The organism is Nocardioides sp. Z35_8, from assembly GCF_059621125.1.
In genome coordinates, this window is the sequence record NZ_JCAQIE010000005.1 from 103769 (window position 1) to 126121 (window position 22353).

The window sequence follows — 22353 nt, forward strand, 5'->3', positions numbered from 1 at the left end:
CGCGGACCCGGCGGAACGGGCCTCGTGCCCCTGCAGTGCCGGGGCAATCCTGCCAGTACGACGGCCCGCGCGCCGCCGCTGTGACCGCACCAGCCTCCTGGGTGGGGTGCCGGATTGGCGACGCGTGTCACTGTCGGGAGATGAGCACCCACGACGACCAGACCGCCACCGTGGCCGAGATCATGGACAAGACCGACATCGCCGTGCTGACCTACGTGTCGCTCGACGGCCGGTTGGTGTCCATGCCCATGGGCACCCAGGACTTCGAGGAGCCAGGCACCACCTGGTTCATCACCGAGCGCAGCAGCGACAAGGTGCGCGCGATCGAGGCCGACCCGCGGGTCAACGTCTCCTACTCCAGCAAGGCCGGCTGGGTCTCGCTGTCCGGCACCGCTCACCTCAGCGACGACCGCGCCAAGCTGCGCGAGCTGTGGGACGCGTCCGCCGGCGCCTTCATGTCGGGCGGGCCCGACGATCCCGAGAGCGTGCTGCTGCGCATCGACGGCGACACGGCCGAGTACTGGGAGTCGCCTGGGAAGGTCTCCCTCGTGGTCCAGGTGGCCAAGGGGCTCGTCACCGACGCCCAGCCCGACCTGGGCGACAACGACACCGTCCAGCTCTGAGGGCGGCGCCATGCTCGTCGACGCGCACGGTCCCGCCGCCGCCGACGAGGCGTGGCGCCGTTTCATCACCCCCGCGACATGGTCGTCGTGGGCACCGCTGATCCGCGACGTCGAGTCGTCCGACGACGTCCTGGCGCCCGGCACCACCGGCCGGGTGCACGGCCCGGCCGGGGTGGCCGTCGACTTCGAGGTCGTCCGCGTCGACCCCGGGCTGCGGTCGTGGAGCTGGCGCGCCGGGCGCGGTGCCGTCACCACGACGATGGACCACCACGTCCTGCCCGCACCGGGCGGTGCCAGCCGGGCCCTGCTCCGGGTGCCCGGTCCCTCGGCCGCGGTGCTCCAGCCCTACCGGGTGCCGGCGGCCGCCGCCCTGCGCGGCCTCGTGCGCGAGCCCGGCGGCCAGGGCTCCCCCGAGGCGGTCGAGGCGTTCGACTTCGCCTTCGCGCCGTCCTACGTCACCGCGGCGCGCGCCTTCGGCGTCACCCCGGCCAGCACCGCGGTGGAGGTGGGCCCCCAGTGGCTCTACGTCCGCTTCGGCCCCTGGCGCCTGGTCACCCCGCGCGCCAACCTGGCCGGCGCGCAGATCTCCGGCGGCTTCTCGTGGCTCAAGACCGCCGGCCCCGCCCACCTGTCGGCCGCCGACCGCGGCGTCTCCTTCACGACCAACGGCGAGCGTGCGCTCTGCCTCACGTTCCACGACGCGGTCCCCGCCATCGACCCGACCGGCACGATCACCCACCCCGGCGTCACGCTCTCGGTGGCCGACCCCCACGCGCTGGCCGCGGCGCTCGGGCTCCCGCTGGACGAGTAGGCCCGTCTCCGCGCCGCCGCCGCCGCCGACGGTTCATCAAGGTATGTCGCTGGACCGGCACTTCCCTCGTTGAGCTCACGCTGGGAAGTGCGGGTTGGCGTGCATACCTTGATGGACCGTCAGGCCGACCCGTCGGTCGGACGTCGCGTCCGTGACCCGCGCGGACGGGGTGTGGGATAGTCCGTCTGGGTGCGAGGAGCCCGTCGCGGGCACCTCACCGTGACGGGCGGGAGGTGCCCGATGGCAGGCGACGCCACCGGCGCGGCCCTCGCACGACTGGACACGCTCGCGCGGACGTCCGCGCGTCGGCTCGCGCTGGTGCCCCCGGGAGTCGCCGGGGCGCTGCTGCTCGCCGCCGTCTCGCTGACGCCGTCCCTGCTCCCCCGCCCGCCGCTGTTCCAGGGCATCGTCACGGGTGTCGCCGCGGCCGCGGGCTACGGCCTCGGCGTGCTCTGCTCGTGGTGCTGGAGCGCGGTGCGGGACCGGCCGCGGCGCGCCTGGCCGCGCTGGGCGACGACCGCGCTGGCCGTGGTCGGCGCGGTGGGCGGGATCGTGATGCTGCTCCTCGGCGCCCGGTGGCAGCAGGAGGCCCACCGCCTCGCCGGCAGCGAGCCCACGCCCGTCGCGTCCGTGCTGCTCGTGCCGGTGATCGCGGTGCTCGTCGCCGGGCTCGTGCTCGTCGCGGCGCGAGGGCTGCGGGCGCTGACCCGGCGCCTCGTCCGGCTGCTCCAGCGCCGGATCGGGCCGAAGGCGGCCCAGGCCCTGGGGGTGCTCGTCGTGGTCGGCCTCGGGGTCACGCTGGTGAGCGGGGTGCTCGCCGACGCCGGCCTGCGCGCCCTCGACGCGTCGTTCGCCGTCGGCGACCTGACGACGCCCTCCTCGGCGCGACGGCCCGAATCCGCGCTGCGCTCGGGCAGCGCCGAGTCGCTCGTCGACTGGGACGACCTGGGCCGTGAGGGCCGCGTCTTCGTGGCCGGCGGACCGACCGCGGAGCAGATCGAGGACGTCGTGGGGACGGCCGCGATGGACCCGATCCGCGCCTTCGCCGGGCTCGGCAACGCCGACGACGCCGAGGAGCGCGCGGAGCTCGCCGTCGACGACCTCGAGCGCGCGGGCGGGTTCGACCGCGAGCACCTGCTCGTGGTCACCACGACCGGCACCGGCTGGGTCGAGCCGAGCGCGGCCGCCGGGTTCGAGTACGTCACCGGCGGCGACTCCGCGATCGTCGCGATGCAGTACTCCCACCTCCCGTCCTGGCTGTCGTTCGTCGTCGACGCCCAGCGGGCCCGCGAGGCCGGGCGCGGGCTGTTCGATGCGGTCTACCAGCGGTGGACGGCGCTCCCGCCCGACGACCGGCCGCGGCTCTACGTCTTCGGTGAGAGCCTGGGCTCCTTCGGCGCCGAGGAGGCGTTCAGCGGCGAGTTCGACCTGGCCAACCGCACGACCGGCGCCCTCTTCGTGGGCCCGCCGAGCTTCAACCGGCTGTGGGGCGAGCTGTCCGCCGACCGCGATCCCGGCTCGCCCCAGATCGAGCCGGTGTACCGCGACGGGCGCGTCGTCCGGTTCGCCACGCGGGCCGAGAGCCCGCCGCCTGCCGACCGTCCGTGGGAGGGCAGCCGCGTGCTCTATCTCCAGCACGCCTCCGACCCGGTCACGTGGTGGAGTCCCGACCTGCTCCTCCGACGACCCGACTGGCTGGAGGACGAACGCGGCGCCGACGTCCCGGGCGGCATGCGCTGGGTGCCGCTCGTGACGTTCTTCCAGGTCTCGGCCGATCTCGCGATGGCCTTCGACACCGAGCCGGGCCACGGCCACAACTTCTCCGGCGAGCACGCGGCGGCGTGGGTGCAGCTCGTGCGGCCCGACGGGTGGACCGAGGACACGACGGAGGAGCTGCGCCGGCTCCTCCGGCGTTGACCGCCTCGGGTCGGTCCGCGCAGCGAGCTCAGGGGCGGACGACCTCGAGCCCCAGCCACTCCCCCAGCGCGGCGATCTCCGCCTCGACCCGCCGCCGGCGGGCCGCCGACCAGCTGCCGTCCTCGTGCACGGCGTCCACCACGAGCACGCCGGCGTCGCGCTCGGCGGTGGCGTCGACCTTGCCGACCAGATCCTCGCCGTCGAGCACCGGCATCGCCCAGTAGCCCCACTGCCGTTTCGCCGCGGGCTTGTACATCTCCAACTGGTAGTCGAAGGCGAACAGGTCCTCCATCCGCTTGCGGTCGAAGACCACCCGGTCGAGCGGCGAGAGGATCGCGGTGCGTCCGGCGAAGTCGTCGAGGTCGACCAGCAGGTCCGGGTCGACGCGCCACTGGCCGCGAACGCCCTCGACGCGCGCCGGGTCACCCGTGTCGCGGACGTCGTAGCGCTCGTCCCACGCCTCGAGGGCGCGTGGGCGCGCGATGCCGAGCGCGCGGAGCCGCCGGCGGGCGAGCGCGCGGTGGGCCTCCTCCGCCGGCACCGCCGGGTCGCCGGGGTGGACCCGCTCGGCGAGGTCCCACCGCCGCTCCCTGCCCTCGCGCGAGGCGACCGCGACCTCCCCGCGGCCCTCCATGCACTCGAGGAGCTTCATCACGTTCTTGTCGTTGGTCCAGCCGGTGGAGCGCCACGGCACCTCGCAGGTGTCGGGCAGGTCGCGCGCGGGCGTCGGTCCCTCCGAGCGCAGCAGCGCGAGGATGTCGCGGCGGCAGCCGTCGTTGGCGGCCACCCAGTCCGCGAGGTCCTCCTGCCACTCCTTCAACGGCGGGTCCCCCGGCCACGCGTCCATGTCGGCGCGCAGCAGAGCCAGGTCCTCGCTGGGCAGCAGCATGCCCCTGACCTCGACGAGCGCGCCCTCGCCGACGAGGTCCTCGAGGTCCTCGGGCTCGTACGAGCCACCCAGCCGGGTCCACAGGGCGAGGTCGGCGTGAGGTGCCACGACGCGGGTCAGGTCGACCTGCAGGAACCCGAGGTGCCGCACCACGTCGAGCACGTCGTCGGGCCGCGGCTCCGCGAGCAGCTGGGCGCGCACGGCGATGCGCCGGGCCTGCTGCGGCGTGAGGTCGTGACCGGTCCGCGCGCCCATGCGGCGATCCTAGGACGCCGGCGCGGGACGGACGGGCCACACGCCCATGGCCCGAACGGGCCATTCCGTGCCCCAGATCGGGCATTCCGCAGCATTCGGGTCCGCGAGCCCGCGCGCGGTGCCACCCTCGAGAGCATGTGGGACACCGTGGAGACCAGCTCGGTCCACCTCTCGCACGACCTCCCGTGCACCGGCTGCGGCCACGGCCGGCACACCTACCTGCCGTGCTCGGACACCTGCGACTGCGTCCACGGGCGCGACCGCAGGCTCAGCAACGCCTGACCCGCCCTCACCGCTCACGGACCAGGTCGCCGTTCGCGCGCCGCGCGATCCGGCGGCGCACCCTCGACGCCACGCCCTCCAGCGGTGGCGGGTTGCCGTCCTCGTCGAGCGCGTAGGACTCCACCTTGGCCAGCCGCGGACGCTCGTGGTCGCCGACGACCTCACCGGTGACCCACCACATGCGCAGGCTCGGCCCGGCCAGGTCGAGGAACGCCAGGTTGTTGTCGAACCACGGCCCCTCGGCGTAGGTCCACGTGAAGGGGGTGTCGGGGACCCGCGCCGACCTCGCTGCCAGCCGACCTGCCGGCCCGGCCACGCCGTAGGACAGCACGGCCGTCGCGAGCCTCAGGCCGCGCGCGAGCGGGTTGCGCATCGGCGAGCAGACGGCCTGCAGGATCGTCGACCCCAGCTCCGGCCCGCCGTGGACCGGACGTGCCTGGCTGACATAGCTGTGGTGCACGTCGCCGGAGAGGAACGTCACCGTGGACGGCGCCCTGCCCCGCTTGCCGGCCGCGACCTCCATCACCTGCCGGGCGACCTCCTGGAAGCTCGTCTGGAACGCTCCCCAGTGCTCGAGGTCGACCAGCTGACGCGCCTTCTCCCCGAGCCGGCCGGCCCGCTCGCCCCATGCCCCGCGGGCGAGCGCCTCGCTGAACGCCTCGAGGTGGTGGAGCCCGCGGGCCAGCAGGAAGGGCAGCGACGTGCCGATGAGCAGGTGGTCGACGTCTCCGCGCAGCTGCTCGTCGAGCCAGGCAGCCTCGGAGGGGTCGAGCATCGCGCGGTGGTCCGGGTCGAGCCGGCGGGCGGCCCGCGAGTCGACGACGACGAGGCGGGCCTGGGTGTCGTACTCGCGGGCGAAGCTCCAGCGGTAGGTCTCGGGCTGCTGGTCGACCCGGGCCGCGAAGGCGTCGAGGAGCGGGCCGAGGTCCTGCTCGTCCTGGCCGCGGTGCGCCCGCACGAGGCCGTACACCTCGTCGACCTCGCGGTCGGCGGGCGCGAGGTTGCCGAGGTGCTGGTGGACCCAGTAGGACCCGAGGCCGGCCACGATCCGGCCGTGCCACCACGACGTGGCCTCCATCTCGCGGCGCCACTCCAGCGAGGTGTTCCAGTCGTCGCGGATGTCGTGGTCGTCGAAGATCATCGCGCTCGGCACGGTCGACAACAGCCAGCGGTTGGCCGGGTCGGACCACGCGAGCCGGTAGAGGTGGGCGTACTCCTCGTAGTCCTGCAGCTCGGTCCACGGCGGCTCGTCGATGTCGCGGCGCGACTCGATGAACTCCCGCATCGCGTCGGTGGTGTCGTCGGCGTAGACCTGGTCGCCCAGGAACAGCACCAGGTCGGGCAGCCGGTCCGGGGTGAGGTCGGGGTCGTCGGGGTCGGCCGGCTCGACCTGGCCCCCCACGCGCAGCGCCCAGGCGCGCAGCGCGTCCACGCCGTGCGAGCGGTTGCCCTTCGCGTCGTGCGCCACCGACGTGCGGCACGAGCCGAACGCGAGGTGGAGGGGGCGGCCCGCCTCGAGGGTGGCGATCACCGGGTCGGGGAACGGCGACCCGGCCGGGGGCCACGCCTGCTCGCCGTCGACGGCCACGGTGTAGGCCTCGGTCGTGCCCGGCTCGAGCCCGTCGAGCTCGACCAGGGCGTAGTGGTGGCCGTGGACCAGGAACGTCGGCGCGCTCGCGGTGGCGGCGCCGCGGACGACGCTGACCGTGCCGGGGGCGTCGGTCTCGACCCAGACCGAGGCCGAGGTCTCGTCTACGTAGCGCAGCAGCGGCCCTAGCACCAGCCGGCCGTCCGACCGGCTCATGGGCGCAGCAGCACCTTGATCGCGCGGCGCTCGTCCATGGCGCGGTAGCCGTCGGCGACCTCGGCCATGGGCAGCGTCAGGTCGAACACCCGCCCGGGGTCGATCGCGCCCGAGAGCACCCGCTCGAGCAGGTCGGGCAGGTAGCGACGCACGGGCGCCATCCCGCCGGCGAGGCCGACGTTCTTCTGGAACATCCGGCGCACCGGCAGCTCCACGCCGTGCGGCACGCCCACGAAGCCCACGGTGGAGCCCGGCCGGGCGACCGTGAACGCGGTCTTCATCGCGGCGTCGGTGCCCACGCACTCCAGGACCGCGTCGGCGCCGATGCCGTCGGTGAGGTCGGCGATGCGGGCCTCGCCCTCCTTGCCGCGCTCGGCGACGACGTGGGTGGCGCCGAAGGCCCGGGCGATCTCCTGGCGCGGCGCGTGGCGCGACATCGCGACGACCCGCTCGGCACCCATCTGCGCGGCGGCCAGCACCCCGCTGAGCCCCACCGCGCCGTCACCGACGACCACCACCGTGTGGCCGGGCTGCACGCCGGCCGCGACCGCCGCGTGCCAGCCGGTGGCCATCACGTCGGTGAGCGCGAGCAGGGACGGGATCAGGTCGTCGTCGGGCATCCCGTCGGTGGCCACCAGGCTGCCGTCGGCCTGGGTCACCCGGGCGTACTCCCCCTGCCCGCTCGAGGTGCCCCCGAGGTTGACGCACGCCGACTGCACGCCCGCGCGGCAGTGGGCGCAGGTGTTGTCGCAGTGGCAGAACGGCACGATGACGAAGTCGCCGACCTTGGTCCTCGACACCTTCGAGCCGACCTCCTCGACGATGCCGAGGCACTCGTGACCGATCGTCGAGCCGGCCTGGATCTTGTTCTCGCCGCGGTAGGGCCAGAGGTCCGAGCCGCAGATGCAGCCCGCGACCACCTTCACCACCGCGTCAGTGGGCTCCTCGATGCGCGGATCGGGCACCTCCTCGAAGCGGATGTCACCGGGCGCATGGATCGTCGTGGCACGCATGGCGCCGATCCTGCCACGCGGCCGAAGCGCCTTCCCCGCCCTTGGGAGGGGGGCCGGCGCGCGCCGAGTGGCGCTATCTCATATCTGAGATACCGTGTTGGACATGGCTGACTACAAGGGCCGGATCGGCAACCTCATCCGCGACGCGCGCAAGCACCGTGGGCTCACCCAGCACCAGCTGGCCGAGCTGCTCGGCACGAGCCAGAGCGCGATCAACCGCATCGAGAAGGGCCACCAGAACCTGTCCCTCGAGATGCTCGCCCGCATCGGTGCGGCCCTCGACTCCGAGATCGTCGCCCTCGGCGCCGGGCCGACCCACCTGCGCGTCGAGGGCCCGACCACGCTCTCCGGATCCATCGACGTCAAGACCTCCAAGAACGCCGGCGTCGCGCTGCTGTGCGCCTCACTGCTCAACCGCGGCCGTACGACGCTGCGCAAGGTCGCCCGGATCGAGGAGGTCAACCGTCTCCTCGAGGTGCTCAACTCGCTCGGCGTCGCCACGCGGTGGCTCAACACCGACAACGACCTCGAGATCATCCCGCCGGCCGAGCTCAACCTCGCCGCGATCGACGAGGGAGCCGCCCGCCGGACCCGCTCGGTGATCATGTTCCTCGGCCCGCTGCTCCACCGCACCGACGAGTTCGAGCTGCCCTACGCCGGCGGGTGCAACCTGGGCGAGCGCACGGTCGAGCCGCACATGGCCGCCCTGCGGCCGTTCGGCCTCGACGTCAAGGCGACCGACGGCGCCTACCACGCCAGCGTCAACCGTGCGATCGAGCCGGAGCGACCGATCGTGCTCACCGAGCGCGGCGACTCCGTCACCGAGAACGCGCTGATGGCCGCCGCGCTCCACCCCGGCACGACCGTGATCCGCAACGCCTCGTCCAACTACATGGTCCAGGACCTCTGCTTCTACCTGCGCAAGCTCGGCGTCGAGGTCGAGGGCGTCGGCACCACCACCCTGCGCATCACCGGCCGCGCGTCGATCGACGTGGACGTCGACTACGCGCCGTCGGAGGACCCCATCGAGGCGATGTCGCTGCTCGCCGCCGCGATCGTCACCAAGTCCGAGATCACCATCCGCCGGGCGCCGATCGAGTTCCTCGAGCTCGAGCTGGCGATCCTGGAGGAGATGGGCTTCCGCTACGACCGCTCGGCGGAGTACGTGGCGCTCAACGGCGAGACCCGCCTGGTCGACATCACCACGCACCCGTCCGAGCTGCGGGCGCCGCTCGACAAGATCCACCCGATGCCGTTCCCCGGGCTCAACATCGACAACCTGCCCTTCTTCGCGGTCATCGCCGCGGTCGCCGAGGGGCAGACGCTGCTGCACGACTGGGTCTACGAGAACCGGGCGATCTACCTCACCGAGCTCAACAAGCTCGGCGCGCAGGTCAAGCTGCTCGACCCGCACCGCGTGCTCGTCGACGGCCCGACGCACTTCTCCGGAGCGGAGATCGTCTGCCCGCCCGCCCTGCGCCCCGCCGTCGTGCTGCTCATCGCGATGCTCGCCTCCAAGGGCCGCAGCGTGCTGCGCTCGACCTACGTCATCCACCGTGGTTACGAGGACCTCGCCGAGCGGCTCAACGAGCTGGGCGCCAACATCGAGACCTTCCGCGACATCTGAGCCGCGGAGGTCCGCCCCTCGGCGTCAGCCGAACAGGGTCTCCACCCAGGCCCGCGACACCCGGCCGGTGGTGGGCGGGGCGGTCATGTCGGCGGTGATGCGCGGGAGCGGCGCGGTGTGCTGGCCGGTGTTGCGGTGCCAGTCGTTCTCCGCCTCGACCAGCAGGCCGAGGTCGGCCCGGGCGAGGAACACCCCGTGCCCCTCGGGGCACACGCTGACCTTGGCCTCGCCGTGGGTCCGCTCCACCATCTCGACACCGCACTGGGGACACGTGATGCTCTCCATCCCTCGACGGTACCGCTGACCGCATACTTCTCGCGTGCCATCCCCTCATCCACGCGTCCCTGCCTACCTCGACGCGCCCCGACCGCTCGCGTTCGCCCACCGCGGTGGTGCCTACCACCCGGAGATCGAGGGCCTGGAGAACACGCTCACCGCCTTCGCCCACGCGGTCGAGCTCGGCTACACCTACCTGGAGACCGACGTCCACGTCACCAGCGACGGCGTGCTCCTGGCCTTCCACGACACGGTCCTCGACCGGGTGACCGACCGCACGGGCAGCATCGCCGACTCGACGTACGCCGAGGTGCAGCGCGCGGCCGTCGGCGGCAGCGAGCCGGTGCCGACCCTCGCCGAGCTGTTCGACGCGTTCCCCGCCACGCGGTTCAACCTCGACCTCAAGGCCGACGGGGCCGTGGAGGCGCTGGCCCGGTTCGTCGAGGAGCGTGCGGCCTGGGACCGGGTGCTGGTCGGCTCGTTCTCCCGCCGCCGGCTCGAGCGGTTCCGCCGCCGCACCCGGGGGCGGGTGGCGACGTCGGCGCACCCCCTCGAGGTGGTCGCGTTCGTTCTCTCCCCCAGCGCCCGCCTCGCCCGGTGGCTCACGCGCGGACGGCCCGTCGCGCTGCAGGTGCCGCACCACCGCGGCCGCGTGCTGGTCGTCTCGCGCGGGCTCGTACGACGCGCGCACGCCGCCGGCCTGCAGGTGCACGTGTGGACGATCGACGACCCGATCGAGATGAACGCCCTCCTCGACCGTGGTGTTGACGGCATCATGACCGATCGCACGGACATACTCAGGGACGTGCTCCGCGCCCGCGGACAGTGGAACGGCCACGTGGAGGATGAGGAATGAGCAAGGTAGGCGGCATCGCGGACCTGACGCCGTTGGCGCAGGCCAAGGAGCAGCGGGCCTGGTACTTCTACGACTGGGCCAACAGCGCCTTCGCCACGACGGTGTCCGGCGTCCTCTTCGGGCCCTACCTGATCGCTGTCGCGAAGGAGGCCGCGGTCGACGACCGGGTCTCGGTGCTCGGGCTGTCGATCGCCCCCGGCGCGCTGCCGGCCTACGTCATCACGTTCTCCACGCTCATCTCCGCGCTCGTGCTGCCCCTGCTCGGCGCCGTCGCCGACCGCACCTCGCGCAAGAAGGACCTCCTCGCGGGCTTCGCGTGGGCCGGCGCGTTCTTCGCCGCGCTCCTGTTCTTCATGACCGGCGACAACTGGCAGCTCGGCGCGATCACGTTCATCCTGGCCAACCTGTGCTTCGCCGCGTCGGCGGTGGTCAACGACTCGATCCTGCCGATCATCTCCACGGAGTCCGACCGCGACCGGGTGTCCTCGCGCGGCTGGGCCTACGGCTACGCCGGCGGCGGTCTCCTGCTGGCGGTCAACTTCGTGCTGGTGAGCATGCACGACACCTTCGGCCTCACCGAGGGCATGGCGGTGCGGATCTCCCTGCTCTCGGCCGCCGTGTGGTGGGCGGCGTTCACCTTCATCCCCTACCGCGGGCTGCAGAACCACCCGCCGGTCGATGTCGAGCCCGTCGAGGGAGGCGTCCTGCAGCGCAGCTTCGGCCAGCTCTGGATCACCCTCAAGGAGCTGCGCAACTACCCAGTCGCGCTGACGTTCCTGCTCGCCTACCTGTTCTTCAACGACGGCATCCAGACCGTGATCAGCCAGGCCTCCGTCTACGGCGTGGAGGAGCTCGGCTTCCCGCAGGGCACCATGCTCGGCGTCTACCTGCTGGTCCAGTTCGTCGCGGTGGGCGGGGCGCTGCTCTTCGGCCGCATCGCCGCGCGCCGCGGCGCGAAGAACACCATCCTCGGCGGCCTGGTCATCTGGATGGGCATCGTCACCGCCGGCCTGGTCATCCCCGAGAAGTCGCTCGTCCCGCTGCTCGTGCTCGGCGCCGCGATCGGGCTGGTCCTGGGCGGCACGCAGGCGCTGGCCCGCTCCTACTTCTCGCTGCTGATCCCGCGCGGCAAGGAGGCGGAGTTCTTCAGCTTCTACCACGCGATGGAGCGCGGCACCTCGTGGTTCGGCACGCTCGTCTTCGGCCTCGTCTACACCTTCACCGACTCCTACCGTCCGGCGATCTTCGCGCTGATCATCTTCTTCGTCGTGGGTGGGCTCCTGCTGATGCGCGTCGACACCGCCAAGGGAATCCGCGACGCCGGCAACGACATGCCGGCGGTCATCTGAGCCTCGTCCGGGACCGATCGCCGGGGCCCGGAGCGGATCCACCCCTGGGGGTGCATTCCGTCACGCCTGAGCGTGGCGGGTGCCGCGGGAAATCCGCGGAATTGGAGCGACCCCGCTACCGTTGAAGATCGTAGGAGTTCGGTGCAGGCGAGCCGCGTCGTCACAAGCGACGTCACCATCACGGTCCTGGCTCGTTGCACCGGAGAAACCCGAACACAACACAACGGGTGTCAGCAACCCAATGGAGGTGGGCACGGTGGCGGAGCGCACACTACGTGGCGCACGGCTCGGCGGCCAGAGTTTCGAGGACGAGCGCGGCATCGAGTTCGCCGCTCGCCAGCAGGTCGGTTACCGGTGCAAGCAGGGTCACGACTTCGAGGTGACGATGTCGGTCGAGGCCGACATCCCGGCCGTGTGGGAGTGCCCGCGCTGCGGCGCGGAGGGGCTGAGCACGGCGGGGATCCTCCCCGAGGAGAAGGTGGAGAAGCCCGCGCGCACGCACTGGGACATGCTCCTGGAGCGGCGCTCGGAGAAGGAGCTCGAGGACATCCTCAAGGAGCGCCTCGAGCTGCTGCGCGGCGGCGAGATCGGCCCCGCGCACCTGCACCGCGCCAACAAGAAGAAGCGGGTCAGCTGAGCAGCTGACGCGTCACTCGACGACGTCGCCCCGGACCACCGGGCCTTCGGGCCCCGGTCCGGGGCGACCGTCGTTCCCGGGCCCGAACGGGCCGGGCGCGAAGCCGAAGCCCGGTGCGACCACGAGGCGACGCTCGACCACCTTGGTGAGCAGCCGGCGCGCCACCGGGCGGGTGAAGGGCAGGATCAAGATGATGCCGGCGATGTCGAGGACGAATCCCGGGCTGAGCATCAGGGTGCCGCCGATGAGGATCAGCGCACCGTCGGCGATCTCCCGCGCGGGCATCCGGCCGCTGTAGAGCGCTTCGCGGAGCGCGGCCCACGCCCGGGCGCCCTCGCGCCGGATCAGCCACGCGCCGAGCATGCTGTCGAGGATGAGCAGCGCGATGGTCCACCACGGTCCGACGAGCTGGCCGACCTCCAGGATGACCCAGATCTCGACCAGCGGCACGACGACGAACGCGGCGACCAGGAGCAGCCGCAGCCACCGGCGCGGGCGCCGGGGCCGCGGGGACACCGGGAAGGGCTGGGTCATGACCTGCCCCGCAGCTGCGACCACCGCTGCGACAGTCCCCATCGGGTGATCATCCGCAGCGACTCACCGGCCACCTGGCCGCTCATCTTGGAATCCCCGCGCTCACGCTCGACGAAGTCGATCGGCACCTCGGTGACCCGGAGGCCACGCGCCACGGTGCGGTGGGCGAGATCGGTCTGGAACACGTATCCAGTAGACCTCACCGAGGCAAGGTCGATCGCCTCGAGGGTGGTGCGGCGGAAGACGCGGTAGCCGGCGGTGGCGTCCTTGACCCGCATCCCGAGCAGCAGCCGGACGTAGAGGTTGCCGCCCCGCGACAGCAGGAGGCGCCGCAGGGGCCAGTTGACCACCGAGCCGCCGAGCACGTAGCGCGACCCGATCACCAGGTCGGCGCTGCGCAGCGCGTCGAGGAGCCGCTCGAGCTGCTCGGGCTGGTGGGACCCGTCGGCGTCCATCTCGCCGACGACGTCGTAGCCCGCCCGGAGCGCGACGTCGAAGCCGTGCAGGTAGGCGGCCCCCAGCCCCGCCTTCTCGGTGCGGTGCACCACGTTGATGGCGGGGTCGGCGGCGGCCAGCCGGTCGGCGAGCTCGCCGGTGCCGTCCGGGCTGTTGTCGTCGACCACCATCACGTCGACCCCGGGCTGGGCGGCCCGGAGCCTGCCGACGACCCACGCGAGGTTCTCCGACTCGTTGTAGGTCGGCACGACCATCACGCAGCGGCCGAGTCCGTCGACGCTCACGCGTGCGCACCTCACTCCAGGGCTCAGGGGCTCGCCGGGGAGTCCGGGCGAGGATCGGCGACGCGGTCACGCTGCCGGCGACGACGATAGGCGATGAGGACCACGACCGTGTGGAGGACGAGGAACGCGAGCGCGAGTCGGGCGGGCCAGACGCCGAGGCGGACCGCGGGGGTGATCGTCGTGCTGAGGCCGACCTCCTCCACCAGGACCTCCTGGCCGCGTGCGGGCACCGAGGCGACCACGGAGCCGTCGGGACGCACGACCCCGGAGATGCCGTTGATCGCCGCCACGACGACCCAGCGGCCGGTCTCCTGCGCGCGCAGCCGGCTGATCTCGAACTGCTGGGCGAGCTGGCCGGTGCGGCTGAACATCGCGTTGCTGGTCTGGACGGTCACCAGCTCGGCCCCGCGCGCGACCTGGCCGGCGATGCCCTCGTCGTAGGCGACGTCGAAGCAGATCGCGTCGGCGACGCGGATGTCGCCCGCCCGCAGCGGCTCCAGGCTGGTGCCGCGCACCATGTCGCGAGCCACCTCGGTGAGCCGGCCGTAGCTCGAGGGCATCCAGCTGCTGCCCCGGAAGGGGATGTACTCGCCGTAGGGCACCGGGTGCCGCTTGGTGTAGCGGTCGCCGCTGCCGAGTCCGGGCTGGAAGACGATGCCCTGGTTGAGCACCTGGGTGTCGTCGAGCGGGTTGCTGTTGGTGCCGCCCACGAGGATCGGGACGTCGATGGCGTCGGAGGCGGCGACGATCTCCCCGTGCACCTCGGTGTCGCGGAACGGGTCGACGGCCGTGGAGTTCTCCGGCCACACCACGAAGTCGGGCCGCGGCTGCTCCCCCGCCGCGACCGCGTCGGCGAGCTCGCGGGTGAGCCGCGCGTGGTCGGCCGTGACCTGCCGGTGCACCGCCGGGACGTTGAGACCGGTCCCCGGGACGTCGCCCTGCACGGCGGCCACCGTGGCGCTGCCGGTGCGCTCGAGCGGGTAGGGCACGAGCGCGGGGGCCAGGGTGACGACGACCAGGGCGGCCACCGCGACGTACGTCGAGCGCGACGGTGAGCGCAGCTGCAGGACCACCCACGCCAGCGTGGTGCCGGTGAGGGCGACGAGGAGGCTGACGCCGGTCATCCCGATCCACGGCAGCGCGTCGGCCCAGGGCGTGTCGGCGGTCGCGAACACGAGCCGGCCGAAGGGCATGCCGCTGAAGGGGAAGCCGCTGCGCAGCGTCTCGATCCCCACCCACCACAGGGCGGTGAGCACCGGCCACGCGCGCACCCGCATGCTCCACGCGAGACCCACGCCGAGGGGCACGAAGAACGCCGACTCCATGGCGCACATCGCGATCCACGCGTCGGTGCCGACCGATCGCATCCACACCATGACCGCGAAGATGAATGCCACCCCGAACGCGAGGCTGGGCAGCCAGGCGCGGCGGGGCGGGAGGCCGCGTACGCACAGCACCAGCACCGCGATCGCGGGAGGCATCAGCCAGGCATGGCCGATCGGCTCGAACGCGGCTGCCAGGACGAGGCCGCCGGCGAAGGCGATGAGGACGCGGAGCGGCACGCTGAGACCGTAGCCGACGGCTGATCGCCTGCAGCGGTGCGGGAGGGGCCCTGGGGCTTCGGACCAACGCGCACCCGTCTGGCTGACGCGCGCGCGAAGTTGTCTACGGCCGCGGGACCCCTCCCGCATCCGGCCCTCGCGGGACACCCTCGACGAGTCGACGGACGACGGGCATCGCTGGCGTCACGTACCCCACGTTCGTCTCCCTTCTGCCGAAGGCGCCACCCGCGAGCTGCACAGGCGGACCCCGAAACCCTCCCTCGCGTGCGGGAGGGTGTCAACACGGGTCTGACCTGCGCGAACGTGCGTTCGCGCAGGTCACGGGAGGGTGCTCCCGCACAAACTCGCGGGACAAATCTCAAAGTCGTCGGCGTGTCGGCGCATGACACGCCGACTCGTGTGCCTACGTCCCGGCGGCTGGGGGGACGACGACGGTGCCCGTGGCGGTCGTGGCGACGACCGGCGGGTCGAGCACCTCCGCCCGGCCCGGTGCCACGGCGCTCGGCGCCCCCCGACCGACGACCTGCACGGTGAAGTCCATCACCCGGCTGCGGGTGCCCTCGCGCACCAGCGTCGCGGTGACCTCGACCACGTCGCCGGCTCGCACCGGGGCCCGGAACTGGACGTCGGAGTAGGAGGCGAACAGCCCTTCGTCGCCGTCGAGGACGATGCACATCTCCGTGGCCACGTCGCCGAACAGGCCGAGGCTGTAGGCCCCGTCGACGAGGTTGCCGGCATAGTGGGCGTGGGAGTAGGGGACGTAGCGGCGGTGGGTGACCACCGTGCCGACCCGGCTACCGGCGGGCTCGCTCATGAGGCCTTCTCCTTCTCGTCCTGCTGGCTGCTCGGGCGGGGTCCGGCGAGCCGGTGGACGATGAACGACGCGACCTCGCCGGGCGTGGTGCCCCGGCTGAACACGCGGTCCACGCCGAGCTCACCGGCCATCTTCTCGTCGAAGCGGGGCCCGCCGACGACCAGCAGCGGCCGCTGCGCGGCCGGGTAGGCCTCGCGGAACGCCGCCGACATCTCGCGGGTGTTGAGCAGGTGGGCGTCGCGCTGGGTCACGACCTGCGAGACCAGCACGGCGTCTGCCTTCTCCTCGCGCGCGGCCTCGACGAGCTGCGGGACGGAGACCTGGGCGCCGAGGTTGACGACCTTGAGCTCGCGGTAGTACTCCAGTCCCTTCTCCCCCGCGAACCCCTTGATGTTGAGGATCGCGTCGATCCCGACGGTGTGGGCGTCGGTGCCGATGCAGCCGCCGACGACCACGAGGCGGCGGCGCAGCGAGCGCTTGATCGCGGCGTTGGCCTCCTTGGGGGTCAGCAGCGGGTAGTCCCGCTCGACGACCTCCACCATGCTGGGGTCGACGAGGTGGTTGACCCGGCCGTAGACGACGAAGAACGTGAAGCCCTCCCCCACGGCCTTGGAGTGGACGACCAGCGCCGGGTCCATGCCCATCTTGTTGGCGAGCTGGACCGCTGCGCCCTCGGCGACCTTGGAGTGCTTTATCGGCAGCGTGAACGACAGCTGCACCATGCCGTCGCCGGTGGTGTCGCCGTAGGGCCGGATCAGGCTCATCGGTCTGCTCCTTCGAGGATCTCGGTGGCCGGGTTGTAGTAGTCGCCGGCCTTGCGGGCCACTCCCTCGAGGCCCTTCCCCTTGTCGGCCGGGCGCTTCATCAGGCCGAACGTGCCGTCGGCGATGGCAGAGAGCAGCGGCGGCTGCCCGGGGACGCTCCGGTCGGCCTTGATCTCCTCGAGCAGGCCGATGGCCTCTCCGAGCACCTCGCGCGCCCGCCCGGCGATGAAGCCGTCGGGCGCCGGCCGGAAGTCCTCGTGCAGGTTGCCGGCCGCGTTCATGACATAGCGGACGTTCTGCAGGGCCAGGTCGCGGTCGGAGATCCACGGGGTGACAACCGCCTCGGTCATCATGCCCACGAGCAGGATCCCCTGGCCGGTGAGCGCGCCCACGAGGTTGAAGAAGCCGTCGAGCAGGTAGCCCTTGAAGATGTCGCCGGTCATGTGACGCGTCGGCGGCATCCACTTCAGCGGCGCGTCGGGGAACAGCTCGCGCGCGAGCATGGCGTGGGCCAGCTCGAGGCGGAAGGAGTCGGGCACGGCCGGGTCGATCTCGAAGGCGTGGCCCAGGCCGAGCTGCCAGTCCTCGAGGCCCGCCTCCTTGGCGAAGTACTCGTTGAGCAGCTGGCTGGTCGTCACGGTGTGCGCGGCCTCGACCGCGTCGGCCGTCGTGAGGTAGTTGTCCTCGCCGGTGTTGATGATGATGCCCGCCCGGGCGTGGACCTGCCGGCTGAAGCGCTGGTCGACGAAGGTGCGGATCGGGTTGATGTCGCGGAAGAGGATCCCGTACATCGAGTCGTTGAGCATCATGTCGAGCCGCTCGAGGCCGGCGAGCGCCGCGATCTCGGGCATGCACAGACCGGAGGCGTAGTTGGTGAGCCGGACGTAGCGGCCGAGCTCCTTCGACGTCTCGTCGAGCGCGGCCCGCATCAGGCGGAAGTTCTCCTGGGTGGCGTAGGTGCCCGCGAACCCCTCACGCGTCGCGCCCTCGGGCACGAAGTCGAGCAGCGACTGCCCGGTGGAGCGGATCACCGCGATCACGTCGGCGCCCTCGCGGGCGGCGGCCTGGGCCTGCGGGATGTCCTCGTGGATGTCGCCCGTCGCGACGATGAGGTAGATCCACGGCTTGCTGGGGGCGTCGCCGACCCGGGCGATCATCCGCTCGCGCGCCACCCGCTGCCGGTCGACCCGCGTGATGCCGGCGCCGACCGCCTTGCGCGCCGCGGCCCGCGCCCGCCGCGCATCCGTGCCCTCCGGGACCCGGAAGCTCACCGACCCGGCGGCAGCCTTCTGGGCGAGGGTGAGCAGGCCGTCTCCCTCGCCGCGCAGCAGCGCGTCCCAGACGGGCGCGCTGACGCCGTGCTCGAGGCCGACATCGGCGCGGACGGCGTCGGCGAGCCGGTTGACCCACGGGGTGCCGTCGGGGTCGGCCCCGCCGAGACCGGCGAGCCGCAGCGTGGCCCGCTCGACGCTGACCGTGGTGTGGCGCTGGGCGAGGTCGACGATGGGCTTGCCGACCTGGCGCGCGAGGGTGCGCGCGCGGCGTACGTCGGCGCGGTCGAGGCCGAGCCGGCTGGTCGTGGACGTCATCAGAGCCTCCGCTCGAACAGGGCGCGCACGCCGGTGTCGCCGCGCAGCAGGTCCATGGCGAGCGCGGCGTGGCCGGGGACGTAGCCGTTGCCGACGAGCATCCGCACGTCGGCCGCCAGGCCCTCGGCGCCCAGGGCCGCCGCGCTGAAGCTGGTGGCCATGGAGAAGAAGATCACCGTGCCGCCCTCCGCGGTCGCCAGGATCGCACCGCCCTCGCAGCCGGGCACGTCGACGCAGACGACCGTGACGTCAGCCGGGCCGCCGGCCGCCACCACGGCGTCGCGCAGGGCGATCGGGTCGCGCGCGTCGGCGAGTGCCACCGCGTCGGCCAGGCCGGCGCCGGTGAGCAGGTCGTGCTCGCCCTGGTGGGGCACGATGCCGACGGTGCGGCGCGCGCCGGCCGCGCGGGCGGCGGCCAGGCTGAGCGAGCCGGACTTGCCGGCGCCGCCGATGACGGCCACGGTCGGTGCCTGCCCGCGGGCGACGTACTCCTCCACGACGCGGGCGGTGAGCGCCGGGGCGCCGCAGACGTCCATCACGCTGAGCGAGAGGGCGGGGTCGAGGTCGTCGGGGATGACGGCGGCGATGGAGCGCCCGAAGAGCACGGCGTAGCCGTCGCACGGCACCTGCTCGCTGCGCCCGTCCCAGCCGCCGAGGCCGTCCTCGATGACGAGCGGCGTCAGGGTGAGGCTGACCAGCGTGGCGATGCGGTCGCCCACCGACAGGCCGAGCGGCGACTCGGGGCCGACCTCCTCGACGGTGCCGACGAGCATGCCGCCGGAGCCGGTCTCCGGGTTCTGCATCTTGCCGCGGGTGGCGACGATGTCGAGCACCTCCGCGCGCACGGCGTCGCCGTCGGTGACGCCGTCTCGGGTGTGCGTCCGCTCGAGCTGGCGGAACGACGCAGCGTCGAGGTTGAGCCGCTCGACGCGCACGCGCACCTCGTCGGGCCACAGCGCGGCGCGGGTGTCGAGCCGCTCGGCCGCCTGCGGCAGCACCGTCTGCTCGTCGAGCACGCGGTGCAGGCCGGTCGGGTCGCTGGTGCGGACGTCCGTCTGGACGTCCGAGGAGGTGTTCATGCAGGGCATCCTTCTACGTTCGTGATGAACCGCAAATCTTGCGGCGTGGCATTGGACTGGCCGCACGTTCTCCACGTACTCTCCCAGACGTGTCGACGCGCACACAACCGGCGCGCCGCCCGACCTGACCCCGCTCCCGCCCGGCCCGGGGCCACCGCAAGGAGACCAGATGAGCATCGAGACCGCCCCCGCACCCGGGACCGACCTCGCCACCGGCCGCGATGCCGGCCAGCCCTACCCCTACCGGCGCGTGGAGCTCGTCGAGCCCGACTGGACGCGGTTCCCCGGCTGGTCCGACGTCACCGCCGCCGAGTGGGCCTCGGTGCAGTGGCAGCGCGCCCACTGCATCAAGAACGTCAAGCAGCTGCGCGAGCTGATGGGCGACCTGCTCGACGAGCGGTTCTACGCCGACCTCGAGCGCGACCAGGCCGAGCGGGCGACCATGTCGATGCTGGTGCCGCCGCAGATGATGAACACCATGGTGCCGGGCATCGAGCCCGCCGGCGCCGGGTCGCTGACCGAGGCGTTCTACGCCGACCCGATCCGCCACTACATGATCCCGGTCTTCAGCGACCGTCGCACCGACTGGCCGTCGCACCCGCACGCCGCGCGCGACTCCCTCCACGAGCACGACATGTGGGCCACCGAGGGGCTCACCCACCGCTACCCCACCAAGGTGCTCGCCGAGCTGCTGCCGACCTGCCCGCAGTACTGCGGCCACTGCACCCGCATGGACCTGGTCGGCAACTCGACCCCGGTCATCGACAAGCTCAAGTTCGCCGGCAAGCCCAACGACCGCCTCGGTGACATGATCGACTACCTGCGCCGGACGCCGTCGGTGCGCGACGTCGTCGTCTCCGGCGGCGACGTGGCCAACATGCCGTGGCCCCGCCTCGAGTCGTTCCTCATGTCGGTGCTCGAGGTCGACAACATCCGCGACATCCGGCTCGCCACCAAGGCCCTCATCGGCCTGCCGCAGCACTGGCTGCAGCCCGACGTGGTCGAGGGCGTGGCCCGCGTCGCCGCGGTCGCCCGCTCGCGCGGCGTCTCGCTCGCGATGCACACCCACGCCAACCACGCCAACTCAGTCACCCCGATCGTCGCCGAGGCGTCGCGAGCGATGCTCGACGCCGGCCTGCGCGACGTCCGCAACCAGGGTGTCCTGCTCCACGGCGTCAACGCCGACCCGCACACCCTGCTCGACCTGTGCTTCCGCCTGCTCGACGGCGCCCAGGTCATGCCCTACTACTTCTACATGTGCGACATGATCCCGTTCTCGGAGCACTGGCGGGTCTCGCTAGCCGACGCGCAGCGCCTCCAGCACCACATCATGGGCTACCTGCCGGGCTTCGCGACGCCGCGCATCGTGTGCGACGTGCCGTTCGTCGGCAAGCGCTGGGTGCACCAGAACGCCGACTACGACACCGAGCGCGGCATCTCCTACTGGACGAAGAACTACCGCACGTCCATCGAGGCCGACGACGCCGAGGCCCTGTCGCGCCACTTCGAGTACTACGACCCGATCCACACCCTCCCCGACGCCGGGCAGCAGTGGTGGGAGGAGCACGGCCGCCTCGACGAGGCCTCGCTCAAGGCCGCCGAGATGGCCGAGGCCTCCCGCCGCACCGCCGCCCTCCAGGCCTACTGAGGCCCCTCCCCCTCTCCTCCGGGTTGTGTCGGAGTCCCCGCTAGAGTGGGGACTCCGACACCTGGAGGCCGTTGCAACCCCCTCGAAGTGTCGGACTCCCCCACCAGGTCCGCCGGCATCCACAGATCGCGCCGCCCCGGTTTGTCGTCGTGGGCTGACCGGGCACCACGTCAGGCATGACCTTCCAGATCGCGCCTGACGACGTCCTCCTGCGCCGTGACCTCGTCGCGGACGGCCTCACCGACCGCGACATCCGCCACCAGGTGGCCGCGGGCGCGCTCACCAAGCTCCGCTACGGCGCGTACGTCCCCACCGAGCTGGTGAAGGACCTCGACGCGGTGGGCATGATGCGTGCCCGCTCCCGCGCCGTGCTGCGGACGTCCCACGACAGCGCGGTGCTCACCCACCAGAGCGCGCTCGCCGAGCACGAGGTGCCGCTGTGGGACGTCGGGCTCGACGAGACCCACCTGACGCGCACCGACGGGCGCCCCGGTCGCAGGGAGGCCGGCGTCGTCCACCACCGCGCCGTGCTCGGGCAGCGGTGGTGGACGCTGCGCGACGACGTACCAGTGACCCACCCGGCACGAGGGGCCATCGAAGTGGTGACGCTGTACGGCGCCGAGGCGGGGCTCGTCGCCGCGTGCGGCGTGCTGCACCTCGGACTCGCGACGCTCGAGGAGCTGCAGGACGTCGCCACCACCGCCCGGCACTGGCCCGGCAGTCTGGCGACCCGGCTCGTCCTGGGGCGTGCCGACTCGCGCCTGACCAACGTCGCGGAAGCCCGCGTCTGGCACTTCTTCTTCGAGCACCGCGTCCCCCGCCCTGAGCCCCAAGTCGAGGTCGTCGATGACGACGGCAACCTGCTGGGGGTCGTCGACTTCGCCTGGCGCGGGCTCGGCGTCTTCCTCGAGTTCGACGGCCGCATCAAGTACGAACGGCACCGGCGCCCCGGCGAGTCGTTGGCCGACTACCTGATGCGCGAGAAGCGGCGCGAGGAGCAGATCTGCCTGGCGACGGGGTGGATCTGCCTCCGCATCACCTGGGGCGACCTCGAGCGCCCGGTCGTGCTCGCCCGCCGCATCAAGCGGGCGCTGGCGAGCCGTACGGCCCGCTGAGCGCCGACCTGGAGGGGTAGTCCGACACCTGGAGGGGGTTGCAACGGCCTCCAAGTGTCGGGGGCCCCCCCCCAGCAAGGAACCCCCCCCAACCCAACAACACCCCCCACCAGCAACACGCCCCAAACCCCAGGCCAAAGCGGGCGAGCACCACCCCCCCCCCCAGGAC

At 72.5% G+C, this 22353-nt stretch carries 21 protein-coding genes; 10 read left to right on the forward strand and 11 right to left on the reverse strand.

What is annotated here, in order from left to right:
- The first annotated feature begins 140 nt into the window (after positions 1-140).
- From AC54T2_RS19035 to AC54T2_RS19045, 3 genes are all read left to right on the forward strand, one after another.
- On the forward strand, positions 141-623 hold the full coding sequence (locus tag AC54T2_RS19035; RefSeq protein ID WP_496666954.1) for a pyridoxamine 5'-phosphate oxidase family protein: 483 nt from the start codon (positions 141-143) through the stop codon (positions 621-623).
- Positions 624-633: 10 nt separating this feature from the next.
- Positions 634-1434, forward strand: coding sequence for an SRPBCC family protein (locus AC54T2_RS19040; protein ID WP_496666955.1), 801 nt, complete (start codon positions 634-636; stop codon positions 1432-1434).
- 240 nt (positions 1435-1674) lie between these two features.
- Positions 1675-3351 carry an alpha/beta-hydrolase family protein gene (locus AC54T2_RS19045; RefSeq protein ID WP_489976916.1) on the forward strand — a complete coding sequence of 559 codons (1677 nt, stop codon included), beginning with the start codon at positions 1675-1677 and terminating at the stop codon, positions 3349-3351.
- 28 nt (positions 3352-3379) lie between these two features.
- On the opposite strand, the gene AC54T2_RS19050 is transcribed toward AC54T2_RS19045, so the two are convergent.
- Positions 3380-4495, reverse strand: a complete 1116-nt coding sequence (locus AC54T2_RS19050) for a DNA glycosylase AlkZ-like family protein (RefSeq protein WP_496666956.1) — start codon at positions 4493-4495, stop codon at positions 3380-3382.
- Positions 4496-4630: 135 nt separating this feature from the next.
- Here AC54T2_RS19050 and AC54T2_RS19055 point away from each other — a divergent pair, with 135 nt between their 5' ends.
- The gene (locus AC54T2_RS19055) at positions 4631-4777 is read left to right on the forward strand and encodes a hypothetical protein (protein ID WP_489976918.1); all 147 of its coding nucleotides are present in this window, start codon (positions 4631-4633) and stop codon (positions 4775-4777) included.
- A 7-nt stretch (positions 4778-4784) separates the two neighbouring features.
- Here the strand turns inward: AC54T2_RS19055 and AC54T2_RS19060 are convergent, their stop codons facing one another.
- Together AC54T2_RS19060 and AC54T2_RS19065 are read right to left on the reverse strand one after the other, a co-directional pair.
- Positions 4785-6581 (reverse strand): alkaline phosphatase D family protein, encoded by a 1797-nt coding sequence (locus AC54T2_RS19060; RefSeq protein ID WP_496666957.1) that lies wholly within the window; start codon positions 6579-6581, stop codon positions 4785-4787.
- Positions 6578-7594, reverse strand: coding sequence for a zinc-dependent alcohol dehydrogenase family protein (locus tag AC54T2_RS19065; protein WP_496666958.1), 1017 nt, complete (start codon positions 7592-7594; stop codon positions 6578-6580). Before AC54T2_RS19065 ends, AC54T2_RS19060 begins: the two co-directional genes overlap by 4 nt.
- Positions 7595-7697: 103 nt before the next feature.
- On the opposite strand from AC54T2_RS19065, the gene AC54T2_RS19070 reads away from it, so the two are divergent.
- The gene (locus AC54T2_RS19070; protein ID WP_186342183.1) at positions 7698-9221 is read left to right on the forward strand and encodes a helix-turn-helix domain-containing protein; all 1524 of its coding nucleotides are present in this window, start codon (positions 7698-7700) and stop codon (positions 9219-9221) included.
- 24 nt (positions 9222-9245) lie between these two features.
- Here AC54T2_RS19070 and AC54T2_RS19075 read toward each other — a convergent pair whose 3' ends face one another.
- Positions 9246-9506 (reverse strand): TFIIB-type zinc ribbon-containing protein, encoded by a 261-nt coding sequence (locus AC54T2_RS19075; protein WP_186342182.1) that lies wholly within the window; start codon positions 9504-9506, stop codon positions 9246-9248.
- Positions 9507-9540: 34 nt separating this feature from the next.
- Between AC54T2_RS19075 and AC54T2_RS19080 the strand changes: the two genes are divergently transcribed.
- The 3 genes from AC54T2_RS19080 to AC54T2_RS19090 all read left to right on the forward strand — a co-directional run bounded on the left by AC54T2_RS19080 (position 9541) and on the right by AC54T2_RS19090 (position 12339).
- On the forward strand, positions 9541-10353 hold the full coding sequence (locus AC54T2_RS19080) for a glycerophosphodiester phosphodiesterase family protein (protein WP_186342181.1): 813 nt from the start codon (positions 9541-9543) through the stop codon (positions 10351-10353).
- On the forward strand, positions 10350-11702 hold the full coding sequence (locus tag AC54T2_RS19085) for an MFS transporter (protein ID WP_489976922.1): 1353 nt from the start codon (positions 10350-10352) through the stop codon (positions 11700-11702). The genes AC54T2_RS19080 and AC54T2_RS19085 overlap by 4 nt, the downstream gene beginning before the upstream one ends.
- Before the next feature lie 256 nt (positions 11703-11958).
- Positions 11959-12339 (forward strand): RNA polymerase-binding protein RbpA, encoded by a 381-nt coding sequence (locus AC54T2_RS19090; RefSeq protein WP_186342179.1) that lies wholly within the window; start codon positions 11959-11961, stop codon positions 12337-12339.
- A gap of 12 nt (positions 12340-12351) precedes the next feature.
- Here AC54T2_RS19090 and AC54T2_RS19095 read toward each other — a convergent pair whose 3' ends face one another.
- The 7 genes from AC54T2_RS19095 to kdd all read right to left on the reverse strand — a co-directional run bounded on the left by AC54T2_RS19095 (position 12352) and on the right by kdd (position 19421).
- Positions 12352-12873, reverse strand: coding sequence for an FxsA family protein (locus AC54T2_RS19095; RefSeq protein ID WP_186342178.1), 522 nt, complete (start codon positions 12871-12873; stop codon positions 12352-12354).
- On the reverse strand, positions 12870-13613 hold the full coding sequence (locus AC54T2_RS19100) for a polyprenol monophosphomannose synthase (protein WP_496666959.1): 744 nt from the start codon (positions 13611-13613) through the stop codon (positions 12870-12872). Before AC54T2_RS19100 ends, AC54T2_RS19095 begins: the two co-directional genes overlap by 4 nt.
- Before the next feature lie 23 nt (positions 13614-13636).
- Positions 13637-15175 (reverse strand): apolipoprotein N-acyltransferase, encoded by a 1539-nt coding sequence (lnt, locus tag AC54T2_RS19105; protein WP_496666960.1) that lies wholly within the window; start codon positions 15173-15175, stop codon positions 13637-13639.
- 403 nt (positions 15176-15578) lie between these two features.
- On the reverse strand, positions 15579-15989 hold the full coding sequence (gene kal, locus AC54T2_RS19110) for a 3-aminobutyryl-CoA ammonia lyase (protein WP_186342176.1): 411 nt from the start codon (positions 15987-15989) through the stop codon (positions 15579-15581).
- Positions 15986-16753, reverse strand: a complete 768-nt coding sequence (gene kamE, locus AC54T2_RS19115) for a lysine 5,6-aminomutase subunit beta (RefSeq protein WP_496666961.1) — start codon at positions 16751-16753, stop codon at positions 15986-15988. Before kamE ends, kal begins: the two co-directional genes overlap by 4 nt.
- A complete protein-coding gene (kamD, locus tag AC54T2_RS19120) occupies positions 16750-18342 on the reverse strand; it encodes a lysine 5,6-aminomutase subunit alpha (protein WP_496666962.1) in 1593 nt (530 codons plus the stop codon). Before kamD ends, kamE begins: the two co-directional genes overlap by 4 nt.
- Positions 18342-19421 (reverse strand): L-erythro-3,5-diaminohexanoate dehydrogenase, encoded by a 1080-nt coding sequence (kdd, locus tag AC54T2_RS19125; RefSeq protein ID WP_489976927.1) that lies wholly within the window; start codon positions 19419-19421, stop codon positions 18342-18344. Before kdd ends, kamD begins: the two co-directional genes overlap by 1 nt.
- Positions 19422-19590: 169 nt before the next feature.
- On the opposite strand from kdd, the gene AC54T2_RS19130 reads away from it, so the two are divergent.
- A complete protein-coding gene (locus AC54T2_RS19130) occupies positions 19591-21069 on the forward strand; it encodes a KamA family radical SAM protein (protein WP_186342172.1) in 1479 nt (492 codons plus the stop codon).
- A 176-nt stretch (positions 21070-21245) separates the two neighbouring features.
- A complete protein-coding gene (locus AC54T2_RS19135) occupies positions 21246-22184 on the forward strand; it encodes a hypothetical protein (protein ID WP_489976928.1) in 939 nt (312 codons plus the stop codon).
- The last annotated feature ends 169 nt before the right edge of the window (positions 22185-22353 follow it).

Excerpts from the sequence above, each read along its gene's own strand:
- AC54T2_RS19065 (WP_496666958.1), bottom strand. The coding sequence starts at position 7,594 with ATGCGTGCCACGACGATCCATGCGCCCGGTGACATCCGCTTCGAGGAG.
- AC54T2_RS19055 (WP_489976918.1), top strand. The coding sequence starts at position 4,631 with ATGTGGGACACCGTGGAGACCAGCTCGGTCCACCTCTCGCACGACCTC.
- kamE (WP_496666961.1), bottom strand. The coding sequence starts at position 16,753 with ATGAGCCTGATCCGGCCCTACGGCGACACCACCGGCGACGGCATGGTG.
- AC54T2_RS19075 (WP_186342182.1), bottom strand. The coding sequence starts at position 9,506 with ATGGAGAGCATCACGTGTCCCCAGTGCGGTGTCGAGATGGTGGAGCGG.
- AC54T2_RS19040 (WP_496666955.1), top strand. The coding sequence starts at position 634 with ATGCTCGTCGACGCGCACGGTCCCGCCGCCGCCGACGAGGCGTGGCGC.
- AC54T2_RS19095 (WP_186342178.1), bottom strand. The coding sequence starts at position 12,873 with ATGACCCAGCCCTTCCCGGTGTCCCCGCGGCCCCGGCGCCCGCGCCGG.
- AC54T2_RS19050 (WP_496666956.1), bottom strand. The coding sequence starts at position 4,495 with ATGGGCGCGCGGACCGGTCACGACCTCACGCCGCAGCAGGCCCGGCGC.
- kal (WP_186342176.1), bottom strand. The coding sequence starts at position 15,989 with ATGAGCGAGCCCGCCGGTAGCCGGGTCGGCACGGTGGTCACCCACCGC.
- AC54T2_RS19060 (WP_496666957.1), bottom strand. The coding sequence starts at position 6,581 with ATGAGCCGGTCGGACGGCCGGCTGGTGCTAGGGCCGCTGCTGCGCTAC.
- AC54T2_RS19130 (WP_186342172.1), top strand. The coding sequence starts at position 19,591 with ATGAGCATCGAGACCGCCCCCGCACCCGGGACCGACCTCGCCACCGGC.
- AC54T2_RS19045 (WP_489976916.1), top strand. The coding sequence starts at position 1,675 with ATGGCAGGCGACGCCACCGGCGCGGCCCTCGCACGACTGGACACGCTC.
- kamD (WP_496666962.1), bottom strand. The coding sequence starts at position 18,342 with ATGACGTCCACGACCAGCCGGCTCGGCCTCGACCGCGCCGACGTACGC.
- AC54T2_RS19085 (WP_489976922.1), top strand. The coding sequence starts at position 10,350 with ATGAGCAAGGTAGGCGGCATCGCGGACCTGACGCCGTTGGCGCAGGCC.
- kdd (WP_489976927.1), bottom strand. The coding sequence starts at position 19,421 with ATGAACACCTCCTCGGACGTCCAGACGGACGTCCGCACCAGCGACCCG.
- AC54T2_RS19135 (WP_489976928.1), top strand. The coding sequence starts at position 21,246 with ATGACCTTCCAGATCGCGCCTGACGACGTCCTCCTGCGCCGTGACCTC.
- AC54T2_RS19070 (WP_186342183.1), top strand. The coding sequence starts at position 7,698 with ATGGCTGACTACAAGGGCCGGATCGGCAACCTCATCCGCGACGCGCGC.
- AC54T2_RS19035 (WP_496666954.1), top strand. The coding sequence starts at position 141 with ATGAGCACCCACGACGACCAGACCGCCACCGTGGCCGAGATCATGGAC.